Here is a 14,806-nt window from a genome sequence, read left to right as displayed (position 1 = left end):
CGCCAGCCCCCGCCGAACCCCGCCCGCCTCACCGGTCCAGGCACGGGCGCTTCGGGTCGAAGGTCCAGTCCTTGATCAGGTACTGCATCGCCGCCGCGTCGTCGCGGGTGCCCAGTCCTTCGCGCTGGTACAGCTCGTGCGCCTGCGCCACCTGGTCCCAGTCCAGCTCCACCCCGAGGCCCGGCCGCCGCGGCACCTCGATCTCCCCGTCCTCGATCCGCAGCGGCTCGACCGTCAGGCGCTGGCCGTCCTGCCAGATCCAGTGCGTGTCGATCGCCGTGATGTCGCCCGGGGCGGCCGCCGCGACGTGCGTGAACATCGCCAGCGACACGTCGAAGTGGTTGTTCGAGTGCGAACCCCACGTCAGCCCCCACGCGTCGCACAGCTGCGCGACCCGCACCGAGCCCGCCATCGTCCAGAAGTGCGGGTCCGCCAGCGGGATGTCCACCGCGTCCATCCGCACCGCGTGCCCGAGCTGCCGCCAGTCGGTCGCGATCATGTTCGTCGCCGTGCGCAGGCCGGTCGCCCGCCGGAACTCGGCCATCGTCTCCCGGCCCGAGTACCCGCCCTCCGCGCCACACGGATCCTCCGCGTACGACAACACGTCCCGCAACGACCGGCCCACCCGGATCGCCTCGTCCAGCAGCCACCCGCCGTTCGGGTCCAGCGTGATCCGCGCCGACGGGAACCGCGCGGCCAGCGCCCGCACCGCCGCGGCCTCCTCCTCGGCCGGCAGCACCCCGCCCTTCAGCTTGAAGTCCTGGAACCCGTACCGCGCCTGCGCCGCCTCCGCCAGCCGCACCACGGCCTCCGGCGTCAGCGCCTCCTCGTCGCGCACCCGGAACCACCCGTCACCCGAGCCACCGCGGTACGGCAGGTCGGTGCGCCGCCGGTCACCCACGTAGAACAGGTACCCCAGCACCGGCACCCGGTCGCGCTGCCGCCCCTCGCCGAGCAGCTCCGCCACCGGCACCTCGAGGTGCTGCCCGAGCAGCTCGAGCAGCGCGGCCTCCAGCGCGGTCACCGCGTGGATCGTCACCCGCAGGTCGAACGTCTGCGCGCCGCGGCCACCCGCGTCCCGGTCGGCGAACCGGCGCCGCACCTCGGCCAGCACCGCGTGGTGCCGGCTCACCGGCCGCCCCACCACCAGCGAGCGGGAATCCTCCAAAGTGGACCGGATCGGCTCGCCGCCGGGCACCTCGCCCACCCCGGTGCGGCCCTCGGAATCGGTGAGCACCACCAGGTTCCGGGTGAAGAACGGCGCGTGCGCACCGCTGAGGTTGAGCAGCATGCTGTCCTGACCCGCGACGGGCACCACCCGCATCTCGGTCACCACGGGAACGGTCATGTCGAACGCCTTTCTAGTCGCGGGAGAGCTCGCCGTCGATCCTGCGCCACACGCCTTCCGGGTTGCCGTCGCGCAGCACCGGGGGCAGCAGCGCGGCCGGCACGTCCTGGTAGGCCACCGGCCGCAGGAACCGCTCGATCGCGAGCGAGCCGACCGACGTCGTGCGGGAGTCGGAAGTGGCCGGGAACGGGCCGCCGTGCACCATCGCGTGCCCGACCTCGACCCCGGTGGGCCAGCCGTTGAACAGGATCCGCCCCGCCTTGCGCTCCAGCACCGGCAGCAGCGCGGCGGCCAGCGGCTCGTCGCTCTCGTCGGCGTGCACGGTCGCCGTCAGCTGTCCCTCCAGCGCACGCACCACGGCGAGCAGCTCGGCCTGGTCGGCGCAGCGCACCACCAGCGAGGTCGCGCCGAACACCTCCTCCTGCAGCTCGGGGTCAGCCGTGAACCGCGACCCGTCGACGCTCAGCAGCGCCGCGCCACCACAGGCCACCGACGACCCGGCTTCGCCCCGCGCCAGCTCGGTCACCCCCGGCCGCCCGGCCAGCCGGTCCCGGCCGCTCGCATACGCGCCGGCGATGCCCAGCGTCAGCATCGTCCCGCCCGCGTCGCCGCGCACCGCGCCCGCCGCGGCGGACACGAACTCGTCCAGCCCGGGCCCCTCGACGGCCAGCACCAGGCCCGGGTTCGTGCAGAACTGGCCAGCACCCAGCGTCAGCGAGCCGACGAACGCCGTGCCCAGCTCCGCACCGCGCGCGGCCAGCGCACCCGGCAGCAGCACCACCGGGTTCACGCTGCTCATCTCCGCGTACACCGGGATCGGCTGGGGCCGGGAGGCCGCCGCGGCGACCAGCGCCAGCCCCGCGCGACGCGACCCGGTGAACCCCACCGCCTGGATCCGCGGATCGGTCACCAGCTGCGTGCCCAGCTCCGGCCCGTCCCCGACGAGCTGCGTGAACACGCCCTCGGGCAACCCGCACGCCACCACCGCGGCCCGCACCGCGGACGCGACCAGCTCGGACGTGCCCAGGTGCGCGTCGTGCGCCTTCACCACGACCGGGCAGCCCGCGGCCAGCGCGGACGCGGTGTCCCCGCCCGCGACGGAGAACGCCAGCGGGAAGTTGCTCGCGCCGAACACCGCGACCGGCCCCAGCGGCACCCGCCGTTGCCGGATGTCCGCGCGCGGCAGGGGAGTGCGGTCCGGTTGTGCCGGGTCGATGCGTGCCCCGTGCCAGCTGCCCTCGCGCAGCGTCGCGGCGAACAGCCGCAGCTGCCCGGTCGTGCGGCTGGCCTCACCGGTCAGCCGCGCCTCCGGCAGCCCCGTCTCCAGCACCGCCCGCTCGACGATCGGCCCGGCCAGCGCGCTGATCTCGTCCGCGATCCGCTCCAGGAACGCCGCCCGCGTTGCCGAGTCCGTGGCGCGGTAGACGTCGAACGCCTCCTCCGCCAGGGCAGCGGCCCGCGCCACCTCGGCCGCCCCGCCGTAGCGGTAGCCGGGCGCCAGTTCCACGCCGGTGCGCGGGTCGCGCGAGCGGACCTCCTTGCCGGAGCCGCGCACCCGCGCCGCTCCGACGAACATCTCCCCGGTCAGCATCAGGCCACCCCCTCGATCAGCGTGGTCAGCGCCGCCAGCTCGTCCGGCGTCAGGTCGCTCAGCGGCGGGCGGACCGGCCCGGCGGGATGGCCGGTCGCGGTCATGCCGGCCTTCACGATGCTCACCGCGTACCCGGCCTTCCGGTTGCGGATTTCCACGTACGGCAGCACGAACTCCTTCAGCATGCGCCGCACCTCGTCCCGCCGCTCCGCCCGCACCGCGGCGTAGAAGGCCAGCGCGAACTCCGGCACGAAGTTGAAGATCGCCGACGAGTAGGTGGTGACACCCAGTTCGAGGTAGGGCAGCGCGAACGTCTCGGCCGTGGGCAGCCCGCCGATGTAGGTGAGGCGGTCGCCGAGCCGGGCGTGGATCTTCGTGATGGCCTCGACGTCGCCGACGCCGTCCTTGTACCCGACGAGGTTCGGGCAGTCGGCGGCCAGCGCGTCCACGGTCTCGGCGCTGTACTTGGCGTTGGCGCGGCTGTAGACGATCACGCCGAGCGAGGTGGCCGCGCACACCGCGCGCACGTGCTCGGCCAGGCCGTCCTGGGGCGCCTCGGTGAGGTAGGGCGGGAACAGCAGGACGCCGTCCGCGCCCGCCCGCTCGGCCGCGCGGGCGAACTCGATCGCGGCCGCCGTGCTCTGCCCCGCGGGGGCGACGATCGGCGTGCCCTCCGGGGCGCTCTCCACCGCGGCGCGCACCACGCGGTCCACTTCGGACGGGGTGAGCGAGAAGAACTCCCCGGTCCCGCCCGCGGCGAACAACCCGGCCACCTCGTACTTGCCCAGCCGGGCGATGTTGTCGCGGTAGGCGGGCTCGTCGAAGTTCAGCTCGCGGTCGAAGTGCGTGACCGGGAACGACAGCAGGCCGGAGCCCAGCCGCCGGGCGAGCTCGGTCGGGGTGAACGTCATGACTTCTCTCCAACGGTCTCTCGGAGGGTTACCGGGGGCGCCACGACCCGGTCGCGGCGCAGGAACAGCACGAGGACGGCGGCGACCAGGCACGCGGCGGCCAGGGCGTACAGGCCCCAGGTCACCTCACCGGTCGCCTCCTTGATCAGGCCGAAGCCGTAGGGCGCGACGAACCCGCCGAGGTTGCCCAGCGAGTTGATGATCGCCACCGCCGAGGCCAGGGCCAGCGGATGCACGCTGCCCTGCGGGATCGTCCAGAACAGCGGGCTGGCGCTCTTGAAGCCCATCGCCGCGACGCACAGGAACACCAGCGCGAGCACCGGCGAGACGATCGCCGCGAGGTAGGTGCCGGCCGCGGCGACGACGAGCGCGCCGATCAGCAGCGGCTTGCTGCGGCCCAGCTTGTCCGACGCGCGCCCGGTGAAGTACATCGCGACGACCGCGCAGATCCACGGCAGCGACGACAGCAGGCCGACGGTGATGTCGTTCGTGCCCTCGATGCGGCGGATGATGTTCGGCAGCCAGAACGTGTTCGCGTAGATGGACAGCTGGATCGCGAAGTAGATCACGCAGAAGACCAGGATCTGCGGCTGCACCAGCAGGCGCCAGCGCGACACCGAGCCGCTCGCCGCGGTGGACCGGCGGGCCTCGTCCTCCTGCTCGATGGCCGCCGCCAGCGCGTCCTGCTCCGGTCGGCTCAGCCACTTCGCGTCGGTGATCCGGCTGTCCAGCCGTGTGTAGGCGATCAGGCCGACCACCACCGACAGCAGCCCCTCCAGCCCGAACAGCCACTGCCAGCCGGCCGCGCCGAGGAAGCCGTGCAGCGACAGCAGCGGCCCGGACAGCGGGCCGGACACCGCGGCGGCGATCGACGAGCCCGCGACGAACAGCGCGGTCGCCCGGCCGCGGTGCGAGCTGGGCAGCCAGCGGGAGAAGAAGTAGATGATCGCCGGGAAGAACCCGGCCTCGGCGGCGCCGAGCAGGAACCGCAGCACGTAGAACGACGTGGGCCCCTGCACGAACGTCATCGCGGCGGACACCAGGCCCCAGCTGACCATGATCCGGGTCAGCCAGATCTTCGGCCCGTAGCGCTCCATCAGCATGTTGCTGGGCAGTTCGAAGATCGCGTAGGCGATGAAGAACAGGCCGGCGCCCAGGCCGTAGGCGGCCGCGCCGATGCCGACGTCGGCTTCCAGGTGCTCCTGGGCGTACCCGATGTTGGAGCGGTTGAGCTGGTTGCAGATCAGCATCACGACGAACAGCGGGACGACGCGGCGGAAGACCTTGCCGACCGCGGCGTCGAGCGGCCCGGCGGTGGGGAGGGAGGACATCGGTGACCTCTCGATGGACTGGGGATGTTCGGTTTCCTGACGGTAGGTGCCACCGGCGATACCAGTCCAACACCGTTGTTGCATCCGATGATACCTTTCCGGCATGGAGTTCTCGTTCGGCCAGCTCGAGGGCTTCGTCGCCGTCGCCGAGGAACGTCATTTCGGCCGCGCCGCCGAGCGCCTTTCCATGACGCAGCCGCCGCTGAGCAGGCAGATCCAGAAACTGGAGCGGTCGGTCGGCGCACAGCTGCTGGACCGCGACAGCCGCGGCGTGCGGCTCACCGCGGCCGGGGAGGCGTTCCTGGTCGACGCCCGGCGGTTGCTCGCGCTCGCCGGGCGTGCCCCCGACCTCGCGCGGCGCATCGCGGCTGGCGAGGCCGGCTCGATCCGCATCGGGTTCACTGGCGCCTCGGCCTTCGGGGTGCTCGGCCGCGTGCTCAACACGATCGGCGGCCGGCTGCCGGACCTGCGCGTGGAACTGTCCGAAATGGTCACCGGCGAACAGGTCGCCGCGCTGGCCAACGGCGAGATCGATCTCGGACTGGCGCGCCCGCCGTTCGACACCGAGACCTTCGCCTCCCGCCCGGTGCACCGGGAACGGCTCGTGCTGTGCGTGCCGGCGGGGCACCGGCTCGCGGGCGCCGGGCCGGTCGCCCCGGACGACCTGGCGAACGAGCCGCTGATCATGCACTCGGCGGTCAAGGCGCGCTACTTCTACGACCTCGTGGTCGGGCTGGTGCCGATCGCGCACCGCAACGTGGTCCACGCGGTGAGCCAGATCCAGACGATGATCTGGCTGGTCGCCGCCGGGCGGGGCGTGGCGTTCGTGCCCGGGTCGGCGACGCGGATGCGGATCGACGGCGTGGCCTGGGCCGAGCTCGGCGGGCTGCCGGACCGGCCGGTCGAACTGCACCTGCTGTGGGCGCGCGAGTCGGCGAACCCGGCACTGTCCACTGTGCTCACCGCGCTGGAACCGCTCACGGCCGAGCTGACCTGAGCGATGCCGTGCGGGTATCACCCGATGTTCAAACAGTCTTGGACGGGAATCAACGCACCGCCCTAACCTCCTGACACACTCCAACGCAGGAGGACACCGATGCCGGACACCGAGACGGCGCAGGCCGTGGCGCGCCCCGCGACCGGCCGCCGCCGCATCCCCACCCGGTACCTCGTTCTCGCCCTGATCTTCGTCATCACCGCGATCAACTACGCCGACCGCAGCAGCCTGTCGATCACCGGCAGCAGCCTGCAGGCCGACCTCGGCTTCAGCACCGTCCAGCTCGGCTACATCTTCTCCGCGTTCAGCTGGGCCTACGTGGCCGGGCAGCTGCCCGGCGGGATGCTGCTGGACCGCTTCGGCGCGCGCCGCATCTACGCGCTGAGCCTCGCGCTGTGGACCGTGGTCACCGCCGCGATCAGCCTGGTCGGGCTGATCACCACGCCGGTACTGGTGGCCGTGACGATCGTGTTCGCGCTCCGGCTGCTGCTCGGCGTGTTCGAGTCACCGGCGTTCCCGGCCAACGCGCGGGTGGCGGCCACCTGGTTCCCCACCGCCGAACGCGGCCGCGCCACCGCGGTGTTCAACTCCGCGCAGTACTTCGCGACCGCGCTGTTCGCGCCGGTGATGGGGTGGATCACGCACCAGTTCGGCTGGCGCTGGGTGTTCGTCATGCTCGGCGTGCTCGGGCTCGCGCTGGCGCTGCTGTGGTCGCGGTGGATGGACTCGCCGCGCCGGCACCGCCGCGTCACCGGGGCCGAGCTGGAGACCATGACCACCGGTGGCGCCCTGGTCGACCTGGACGACGCGCGCACCCGCGCCGAGCAGCGCGCCCCGCTGGACCGCCGCACGATCGCGCGGATCTTCTCCACCCGCCCGCTGTGGGGTGTGTACCTGTCGCAGTACGCGGTCAACGCGCTGACCTACTTCTTCATCACGTGGTTCCCGGTCTACCTGGTCAAGGGGCGCGGGTTGTCGTTGCTGGAGGTCGGGTTCGTGGCCGCGCTGCCCGCGCTGTGCGGGTTCGCCGGCGGGCTGGCCGGCGGGTTCGCCTCGGACGCGTTGCTGCGCCGGGGGAAGTCGCTGACGGCGGCGCGCAAGATCCCGTCGGTGATCGGCATGGTGCTGGCGACCAGCATCGCGTTGTGCAGCCTGACCGACAGCAGCGCGCTGATCGTGGCGATCATGACGCTGGCGTTCTTCGGCAAGGGCGTCGGCTCGCTGGGCTGGGCGATCACCACCGACATCGCGCCGCCGCAGGCGATGAGTTTCGTCAGCTCGACGATGAACGCGTTCGGCAACGCGGCCGGGATCGTCACGCCCATCGTCATCGGCTACACCGTGCAGGCCACGGGTTCGTTCGACACCGCGCTGTGGTTCGTCGCCGCGCACGGCGTGCTGGCCCTCGCCGGGCTCGCCGTGATGGGCAAGATCCGCCGCATCGAGTTCGACACCAGGGAGCAGACCGCATGAACGCCACCCTCGACCGCATCACCCGGGTACGGATCTCGTCGGTGACGCTGCCGCTGGCGACCCCGATCAGCGACGCGAAAGTCCTCACCGGACGGCAGAAACCGATGACCGAGGTGGCGATGCTGTTCGCCGAGATCACCACCGAGGCCGGGCTGGAGGGCGTCGGGTTCAGCTACTCGAAGCGGGCCGGCGGGCCGGGCCAGTTCGCGCACGCCCGCGAGATCGCACCGGTGCTGCTCGGCGAGGATCCCAGCGACATCGCCAAGATCTGGGACAAACTGGTGTGGGCGGGCGCGTCCGTCGGGCGCAGCGGCTTGCCCGTGCAGGCGATCGCGGCGTTCGACGTGGCGTTGTGGGACCTGAAAGCCAAGCGGGCCGGGCTGCCGCTGGCGAAACTGCTCGGCGCGCACCGGGATTCGGTGCGCTGCTACAACACCTCCGGCGGGTTCCTGCACTCGCCGATCGAGGAGGTGGTCGACCGCGCGGCCGCGGCCGTCGAGCGGGGCATCGGCGGCATCAAGATCAAGGTGGGCCACCCCTCGCACGAGACCGACCTGGCCCGGGTGACGGCGGTGCGGGACAAGATCGGCGACGTCCCGCTGATGGTCGACGCGAACCAGCAGTGGGACCGCGCGGCGGCGCGCCGGATGTGCCGTGCGCTGGAGCCGCTGGACCTGGTGTGGATCGAGGAGCCGCTGGACGCCTACGACTTCGAGGGGCACGCGCGGCTGTCGGCGGCGTTCGACACCCCGATCGCGACGGGCGAGATGCTCGCGAGCGCGGGGGAGCACGCCGAGCTGATCCGGGCTCGTGGCGCGGACGTCGTGCAGCCGGACGCGCCGCGGGTCGGGGGCATCACGCAGTTCCTGAAGGTGATGGCCCTGGCCGACCACGCGCACCTGGGGCTGGCGCCGCACTTCGCGATGGAGATCCACATCCACCTGGCGGCCGCCTACCCGCGCGAGCCGTGGGTCGAGCACTTCGAATGGCTGGACCCGCTGTTCGACGAGCATCTGGAAATCGCGGACGGCCGGATGCACCTGTCCGGACGCCCCGGCCTGGGCGTGACGATCAGCGAGCAGGCCCGCGCGTGGACGGTGGCCCGCGAGGAGGTGCGGGTCTAGCGGAATTCCGTTGCGCCGGGCGGGAGACACCGATGCGGCCGGCGCCGGACCCGGAGCGCGAGCTGGATTGGCTCGCCGGCCGGCCCGAGATGGAGCGCGCGACGGGCTTCGACGCGCAGGGCTGGCCGGCGAGCACGTGGGTGCTGCACGCCATGTATCCCCCGCCGGAGGGTGGCCGCCGTGGTCCGGGTCAGCGCGCCAGCTCCTCGGCCCAGGCGGTCACCGTGATCTCACCCGTCGTGCCGAGGTCGGTTTCCACCGGGAGGCGCTGCGGCGCCTCCCCGGGCCTGGAGGCGACACCGAGCGCCGAGCCGGTCAGCACCTCACCGTCGGTCACCGTGTTCGCCCAGGACACCACCGAGACCAGGGACTTCCCCGGCGCCAGCGCGAAAGTCCCCGACCCGGGGTCGATCGCCATGTAGGACGTGCCCCGCTCCACCCGGACGTCCAGCACCCGGCCCTCCGGGCCGAGCACCTGGACGTCCGGGTAGCCGGACACCGCGCGGGCGGCGGTCCCGCAGTTGGTCAGCGTGAGCACGAACCCGCGGTGCCCCAGCGCCGCGTCGACCAGGCCCGCGTCGTAGTGGGCGCAATCCGCGGGCGGCGGCGGAGGCTGTGGCGCTGGCGCCGAACAGGCCGCGACGCACAACAGAACGGGCAGCACGAACCGGAATCCCCCCATGCGGGGCAGGTTACCGCTCGAACGCGGCGACCGGTCCGGCGAGCCCTGCCTTCACGCCGCGGCTCAGCTCGTCGCCCAGCACCTCCTCCTGCCCGCTCTCCACCGCGTCCAGGATCTGCCGTGCGAGGTCTTCCGGCGCCACCTTCGGGCCGTTCACGTGCGCGGCCATGTCCGTGTCCATGTACCCCACATGCACCCCGACCACCAGCGTGCCCTGGCCGCGCAGCTCCCACCGGGCCGAGTTGGTGAACGACCATGCGGCCGCCTTCGCCGCGCTGTAGTCGGCGGTGATCGGGGGCGCGAGCCAGGACAGCACCGACAGCACGTTGACCAGCGCGCCCCCGCCGTTGCGGCCGAGGACCGGTGCGAACGCGCGGGACACGTGGACCGGGCCGAAGAAGTTGGTCTCCAGCACCGCCCGGGCCGCGTCCAGGTCCGGCGCGGTGAGCAGCGAACCGTTGCTGCCGATGCCCGCGTTGTTGACCACCAGCGTGGCGTCGGAAGCCAGCTCCGCCGCCGCGGCGACCGACGCCGGATCGGTGACGTCGAGGTGGACCGGTGTCAGGCGCGGATCGGTGATGCTCGGCGGATCGCGGATCGCGGGCCGCGGCGTAGACGGTTTTCGCGCCGCGGTCGAGCAGTGCGGTGGCGAGCACGCGGCCGAGACCGCGGTTGGCGCCCGTCACGAGCGCGATGGAACCGGCGATGTCCATGTCAGAGCCTTTCGATGATGGTGGCGTTGGCCGTGCCGCCCGCCTCGCACATGGTCTGCAGCCCGAACCGGCCCCCGGTGCGCTCCAGCACGCCGAGCAGGGTGGTGGCCAGCCGCGCGCCGCTCGCGCCCAGCGGGTGACCGATGGCGATCGCGCCGCCGTCGACGTTGACCTTCGCCGGGTCGGCGCCGGTCTCGGCGAGCCAGGCGAGCACGACCGAGGAGAACGCCTCGTTCACCTCGAACGCGTCGATGTCTGAAATGGACAGTCCGGCGCGGGCGAGAACCTTGGCGGTGGCCGGGATGATCCCGGTCAGCATGTAGACCGGATCGTCGCCGGTGACCGTCGCGGTGTGGATCCGCGCCCGCGGCCGCCAGCCGCGCTGCCGCGCGATCTCGCTGGTGGTGAGCACGAGCGCGGCCGCGCCGTCGTTGACCGGGCTGGAGTTGCCCGCGGTCACCTTCCAGTCGATCTCGCCGAACCGCCCGGTCCAGTGGTCGTGCGCGAACGCGGGACGCAGCCCGGCCAGCACCTCGAGGGTGGTGCCGGGCCGGATCGTCTCGTCGGCGTCGAGCTGGGTGACCGTGCCGTCGGCGGCGGTCACCTTCAGCGGCGCGACCTGGCCGGCGAAGTGCCCGTCGCGCCACGCGGCGGCCGCCCGCTGGTGGCTGGTGACGGCGAACTCGTCGAGCTGGGTGCCGGACAGGTTCCACTTGCGGGCGATCAGCTCGGCGCTGACCCCCTGCGGGATGAGCCCGCCGGGGTAGCGGCGGTCGACCGACGGGCCCCACACGTCGGCGCGGACGCCGTCGACGTTGGCCGAGCTGCCGATCGGCAGGTGGCTCATCGACTCGACGCCGGAGGCGAGGACGATGTCGTAGGCGCCGGCGACGATCCCCTGGGCGGCGAAACTGATCGCCTGCTGGCTGCTGCCGCACTGCCGGTCGACGGTGACGCCGGCGACCGACTCGGGGAAGCCCGCGGCCAGCGCCGCGAACCGGGTGGTGTTGCCGCTCTGCTCGCCGACCTGGCCGACGGCGCCGCCGATGACGTCGTCGATCTCGGCCGGGTCGAGGCCCGGCACGCGTTCCACGGCGCTGCGCAGGACGTGCGCGTGCAGCTCGACGGGGTGCACCGCGGCGTAGGCGCCGGTCGGCTTGCCCTTCGCGACGGGGGTGCGGACGGCCTCGACGATGACGGCGTCCCTCATTGGCGTGCTCCCTTCTGGCGGACCGATCGGTCCCGGACCGATCGGTCCGAGCATGCGCCGCTGATCACACGGCTGTCAACGGCGCGCGGACCGATCGGTCCGTTATCCTCGACACATGGCACGCACGGCAGCACCGGGAACGCGGGAGCGGATCCTCGACGTCGCGGGCGCGCTCTTCTACACCGAAGGGGTCCGCGCCGTCGGGATGAGCCGGATCATCGGCGAGGTCGGCTGCGGGAAGAACCTGCTCTACGCGCACTTCCCGAGCAAGACCGACCTGGTCGCGGCCTACCTCGGCCGGTTCCGCGAGCGACGGGACCGCGCCGAGGCGCAAGCGCTGCGCGAAGCGGGCGACGACCCGGGTGAGCGGCTGGTGGCGCTGGTGGCGGAGATCGCCGGACGGCTGCGGCGGCCGGACTTCCGCGGGTGCCCGTTCCGCAACCTGCTGACCGAGTTCCCGGCCGGGGACGAGCTGCCGGAGCGGATGGCGCGCGAGTACCTGGCCCAGACGTGCGAGCTGGTCGGACGCCTGGCGGGGGCGACCGGCGTGCCCGACCCGGAGGGGCTGGCGGACCGGATCTGGCTGATCATCGACGGCCTGTACGCGAGCGGTTTCCGGGAGCGCGCCGCGGAAGTGGCACCGGACATGGTCCGGGAGGCGATCGCGGCCGCGCGGGATCCCCGCGCGCCGGCCGTATAACGACCTATACCCGGCACCTCACGAGCGCGGGGTGATCGCCGGCGGCCACGACGTTCACCCCGTCGACACCAGGTTCGCCAGCTTGTCCAGCGACTCGTCCAGTCGCCGCTCGACGTCTTCCGCCGCGCGGCCGCCGTGGTTGGCCGGCTGGTCGCCGTGGAAGGACAGGTGCAGGGTGGCGTAGCTGGACCCGCCCTCGGCCGAAGACACCTGCAGCCACCCGCTGTAGTCCGGGCTGCCGCGGCGGCCCCACTCCAGCCGCAGCTGCTCGCGGCGCGCGCCCAGCACCCCGGGCGCCTCGTACTCGCCGGCCGGGTCGTGCACGTCCACATCCAGGCCCTCCGGCTCGGCCGGGTGGACGGTGATCACGCCGGGCAGCCACTCGTCGAGCCGGTTCACGTCGGCGGCCACGGTGAACACCCGCTCCGCCGGGGCCGGCATGGCGCGTTCGCGTTCGAACTCGGTCATGTCCCGCGGGCTACCCGCCGCGGCCCGGTGTACACCCAGCGGCCGTCCACGCGGGTGAACTCGCTGTCCTCGTGCTGCGAGCCCGGACCGGCGGCGTCCCGGTAGTGGGCGCGGAACTCGACGGTGCCGTGCGTGTGGAACGGGCTGCCGCCGGTGGTCGCGAGAACCTCCAGCCGCGTCCACCGCTGGGCCGGGTCGAGCCGGATCGCAGTCGGGCGGGTGTCCGGGTGCCAGCTGGCGAGCAGGTAGTCCACCTCGCCGACGGCGAACGCGCTGAACCGCGAGCGCATCAGCCGCTCGGCGGTCGGCGCCGCCGACTCGCCGCGATGCAGCGGCGCGCAGCAGTTCTCGTACGTCTCACCCAACCCGCAGGGACACCTCATGCCCCCGATTGTCCGCACCAGCCGCGGCCGCCGGGAAGGCGACCGTCACCGTGAGGCCGCCGCCCGGTCGCGGCACCGCGGTCACCGTCGCGTCGTGGGCCCGCGCCACCGCCTCCACGATCGACAGACCCAGACCCAGCCCTTCGCCCGTGCGGGTGGCGCCGAGCCGGTGGAAGGGCTGGAAGATGTCGCCGATCGCGTCCGCGGGAACCTCCGGCCCGGTGTTCGACACGACGAGCACCGCGCGCCCGTCGAAGGTCCGCGTGAGCACCTCCACCCAGCCGCCGGGCACGTTGTGCCGCACCGCGTTGCCCACCAGGTTCGACACGAGCCGTTCGGCCAGCGGGCGGTGCCCGGACGCGACGGCGGGACCGGCCGACGTCCGGATCGTCACGCCGGCGTCGGGCCGGGCGTCGGTCACCTCGCGAGCCAGCTCACCGAGGTCGAACGGCCGCCGGACAGCGATCCCGGTCTGCCCGCGCGCGAGCGTGAGCAGCGCGTCGATGAGCCGCTCCTGCTGCTCGCCCGCGGCCAGGATCCGTTCGTGCGCCCGGCGCAGCTCGGCCGCCGGAGCGTCCGGATCCGACAGCGCGACCTGCCCCAGCGCGCGCTGACGGGCCAGTGGGGTGAGCAGTTCGTGCGAGGCGTTGGCGACGAACCGCCGCTGCGCCTCGAAGGACCCCTCCAGGCGGGCGAGCAGGTTGTCGATCGTGTCCCCGAGCTCCTTCAGCTCGTCGACCGGCCCGTCCAACGCCAGCCTGCGGTGCAGGTTGGTGGCGGAGATGTCCCGCGCGGTGGTGGTGATCGTCCGCAGGCGCCGCAGAATCCGCCCGGCCACGAGCCAGCCGAGCGCGACCGACGCCGCCGCCATCAGTCCGAGCGCGATGCCGGACTGGACGAGCAGCTGGTGCAGCATGGCGTCCTGCTGCTTCTCGACGGCCTCCTGCATCTGCCGCGGCAGCATCTCGGCGGCGCCGGTCAGCAGGCCGGCGCCGGCGGGAGCCGGGGCGTTCCCGGGCGCCGGCTGGAACGCCTGGAACGGGCCGCGGACCGCGTGGGCGACGAGCAGGTAGGTGACCACCAGCAGGGCCGCGCCCGAGACCAGGAACACCCCGCCGTAGAGCAGGGTCAGCCGCAGCCGCACGGTCCGCCGGGGCAGCCACCGCCGCGCGAGGCGCCTCAGCACGGAGCCACCCGGTAGCCGCGCTTGGCCACTGTCTCGATCACCGGCGGGTCGCCCAGTTTCGCGCGCAGCCGGCTGATCGTGATCTTCACCGCGTGCGTGAACGGATCCGCGGCCTCGTCCCACACCCTCTCCAGCAGTTCCTCCGCCGGCACGGCCCGGCCCTGCGCAGCGAGCAGCAGTTCCAGCACTCCGAACTCCTTCGGTGCCAGCTCCAGCGCCCGCCCGCCTCGGCTCGCGGTGCGCCGGGGCGTGTCGACCACCAGGTCGCCGTGCCGCAGCGCCGGCGGCACCGCCGGGTGGGCGCGGCGCGCGAGCGCCCCGATCCGCGCCACCAGCGCCGGGAAGTCGAACGGCTTGGCCAGGTAGTCGTCGGCGCCGAGGCCCAGTCCCTCGACCAGGTCCTCGGTGCTCGCCGCCGCCGTCAGCATCAGCACGCGGCTGCGGCACCCGGCCGCCACCAGCTCCGCGCACACGTCGTCGCCGTGCAGGCCCGGCAGGTCGCGGTCCAGCACGATCACGTCGTAGTCGTTGCCCAGCGCCCGGTCCAGACCGCCCGGCCCGTCGAACGCCACGTCGACCGCCATCCGGGCCCGGCGCAGCCCGGTCGCGACCGTCCGCGCCATCTCCTCGTCGTCCTCCACCACCAGTACCCGCACGACATCAGGATGCCCCCGCGGCGGTTTCGCCGG

General features: G+C 73.1%; 14 protein-coding genes and 1 pseudogene. 4 read left to right on the top strand and 11 right to left on the bottom strand.

Annotation, left to right across the window (positions count from 1 at the left end; genetic code table 11):
• Positions 1 to 28: 28 nt before the first annotated feature.
• Genes gudD through D0D28_RS22675 form a run of 4 tightly spaced genes read right to left on the bottom strand, consistent with a single transcriptional unit; the run spans position 29 to position 5,181 of the window.
• Complete coding sequence (gene gudD, locus D0D28_RS22690) at positions 29 to 1,348, bottom strand: glucarate dehydratase (protein WP_116112157.1); 1,320 nt, start codon at positions 1,346 to 1,348, stop codon at positions 29 to 31.
• 13 nt (positions 1,349 to 1,361) lie between these two features.
• On the bottom strand, positions 1,362 to 2,939 hold the full coding sequence (locus D0D28_RS22685; protein WP_116112147.1) for an aldehyde dehydrogenase (NADP(+)): 1,578 nt from the start codon (positions 2,937 to 2,939) through the stop codon (positions 1,362 to 1,364).
• Complete coding sequence (kdgD, locus tag D0D28_RS22680; RefSeq protein ID WP_094008538.1) at positions 2,939 to 3,850, bottom strand: 5-dehydro-4-deoxyglucarate dehydratase; 912 nt, start codon at positions 3,848 to 3,850, stop codon at positions 2,939 to 2,941. Before kdgD ends, D0D28_RS22685 begins: the two co-directional genes overlap by 1 nt.
• Complete coding sequence (locus D0D28_RS22675; protein ID WP_116112145.1) at positions 3,847 to 5,181, bottom strand: MFS transporter; 1,335 nt, start codon at positions 5,179 to 5,181, stop codon at positions 3,847 to 3,849. The genes kdgD and D0D28_RS22675 overlap by 4 nt, the downstream gene beginning before the upstream one ends.
• A 103-nt stretch (positions 5,182 to 5,284) precedes the next feature.
• On the opposite strand from D0D28_RS22675, the gene D0D28_RS22670 reads away from it, so the two are divergent.
• From D0D28_RS22670 to D0D28_RS22660, 3 genes are all read left to right on the top strand, one after another.
• Positions 5,285 to 6,178 (top strand): LysR family transcriptional regulator, encoded by an 894-nt coding sequence (locus tag D0D28_RS22670; RefSeq protein ID WP_116112143.1) that lies wholly within the window; start codon positions 5,285 to 5,287, stop codon positions 6,176 to 6,178.
• A 99-nt stretch (positions 6,179 to 6,277) separates the two neighbouring features.
• Positions 6,278 to 7,651 carry an MFS transporter gene (locus D0D28_RS22665; protein ID WP_094008541.1) on the top strand — a complete coding sequence of 458 codons (1,374 nt, stop codon included), beginning with the start codon at positions 6,278 to 6,280 and terminating at the stop codon, positions 7,649 to 7,651.
• On the top strand, positions 7,648 to 8,775 hold the full coding sequence (locus D0D28_RS22660; protein ID WP_116112140.1) for an L-talarate/galactarate dehydratase: 1,128 nt from the start codon (positions 7,648 to 7,650) through the stop codon (positions 8,773 to 8,775). Before D0D28_RS22665 ends, D0D28_RS22660 begins: the two co-directional genes overlap by 4 nt.
• 190 nt (positions 8,776 to 8,965) lie before the next feature.
• Here D0D28_RS22660 and D0D28_RS22655 read toward each other — a convergent pair whose 3' ends face one another.
• The 3 genes and pseudogenes from D0D28_RS22655 to D0D28_RS22645 form a co-directional block, all read right to left on the bottom strand.
• On the bottom strand, positions 8,966 to 9,457 hold the full coding sequence (locus D0D28_RS22655; RefSeq protein ID WP_094008543.1) for a DUF4232 domain-containing protein: 492 nt from the start codon (positions 9,455 to 9,457) through the stop codon (positions 8,966 to 8,968).
• Between the two features lie 10 nt (positions 9,458 to 9,467).
• Positions 9,468 to 10,170, bottom strand: a pseudogene (locus D0D28_RS22650) (SDR family oxidoreductase).
• A gap of 1 nt (position 10,171) precedes the next feature.
• Positions 10,172 to 11,380, bottom strand: coding sequence for a thiolase family protein (locus tag D0D28_RS22645; RefSeq protein WP_116112138.1), 1,209 nt, complete (start codon positions 11,378 to 11,380; stop codon positions 10,172 to 10,174).
• A 115-nt stretch (positions 11,381 to 11,495) separates the two neighbouring features.
• Between D0D28_RS22645 and D0D28_RS22640 the strand changes: the two genes are divergently transcribed.
• Positions 11,496 to 12,080, top strand: a complete 585-nt coding sequence (locus tag D0D28_RS22640) for a TetR/AcrR family transcriptional regulator (RefSeq protein ID WP_116112135.1) — start codon at positions 11,496 to 11,498, stop codon at positions 12,078 to 12,080.
• A gap of 54 nt (positions 12,081 to 12,134) precedes the next feature.
• Here D0D28_RS22640 and D0D28_RS22635 read toward each other — a convergent pair whose 3' ends face one another.
• From D0D28_RS22635 to D0D28_RS22620, 4 genes are read right to left on the bottom strand one after another with little or no spacing between them, the layout of a single operon-like run.
• Complete coding sequence (locus D0D28_RS22635) at positions 12,135 to 12,548, bottom strand: SRPBCC family protein (protein ID WP_116112132.1); 414 nt, start codon at positions 12,546 to 12,548, stop codon at positions 12,135 to 12,137.
• On the bottom strand, positions 12,545 to 12,931 hold the full coding sequence (locus D0D28_RS22630; RefSeq protein ID WP_116112130.1) for a YchJ family protein: 387 nt from the start codon (positions 12,929 to 12,931) through the stop codon (positions 12,545 to 12,547). The genes D0D28_RS22635 and D0D28_RS22630 overlap by 4 nt, the downstream gene beginning before the upstream one ends.
• The gene (locus D0D28_RS22625; protein ID WP_205413334.1) at positions 12,906 to 14,117 is read right to left on the bottom strand and encodes a sensor histidine kinase; all 1,212 of its coding nucleotides are present in this window, start codon (positions 14,115 to 14,117) and stop codon (positions 12,906 to 12,908) included. Before D0D28_RS22625 ends, D0D28_RS22630 begins: the two co-directional genes overlap by 26 nt.
• Positions 14,111 to 14,773, bottom strand: a complete 663-nt coding sequence (locus D0D28_RS22620; RefSeq protein ID WP_116112127.1) for a response regulator transcription factor — start codon at positions 14,771 to 14,773, stop codon at positions 14,111 to 14,113. Before D0D28_RS22620 ends, D0D28_RS22625 begins: the two co-directional genes overlap by 7 nt.
• Positions 14,774 to 14,806 lie beyond the last annotated feature (33 nt).

Source organism: Amycolatopsis ruanii (assembly GCF_003385175.1).
GTDB classification, from domain to species: domain Bacteria; phylum Actinomycetota; class Actinomycetes; order Mycobacteriales; family Pseudonocardiaceae; genus Amycolatopsis_E; species Amycolatopsis_E thermalba.
This window is presented reverse-complemented; position numbering and strand designations above follow the sequence as displayed.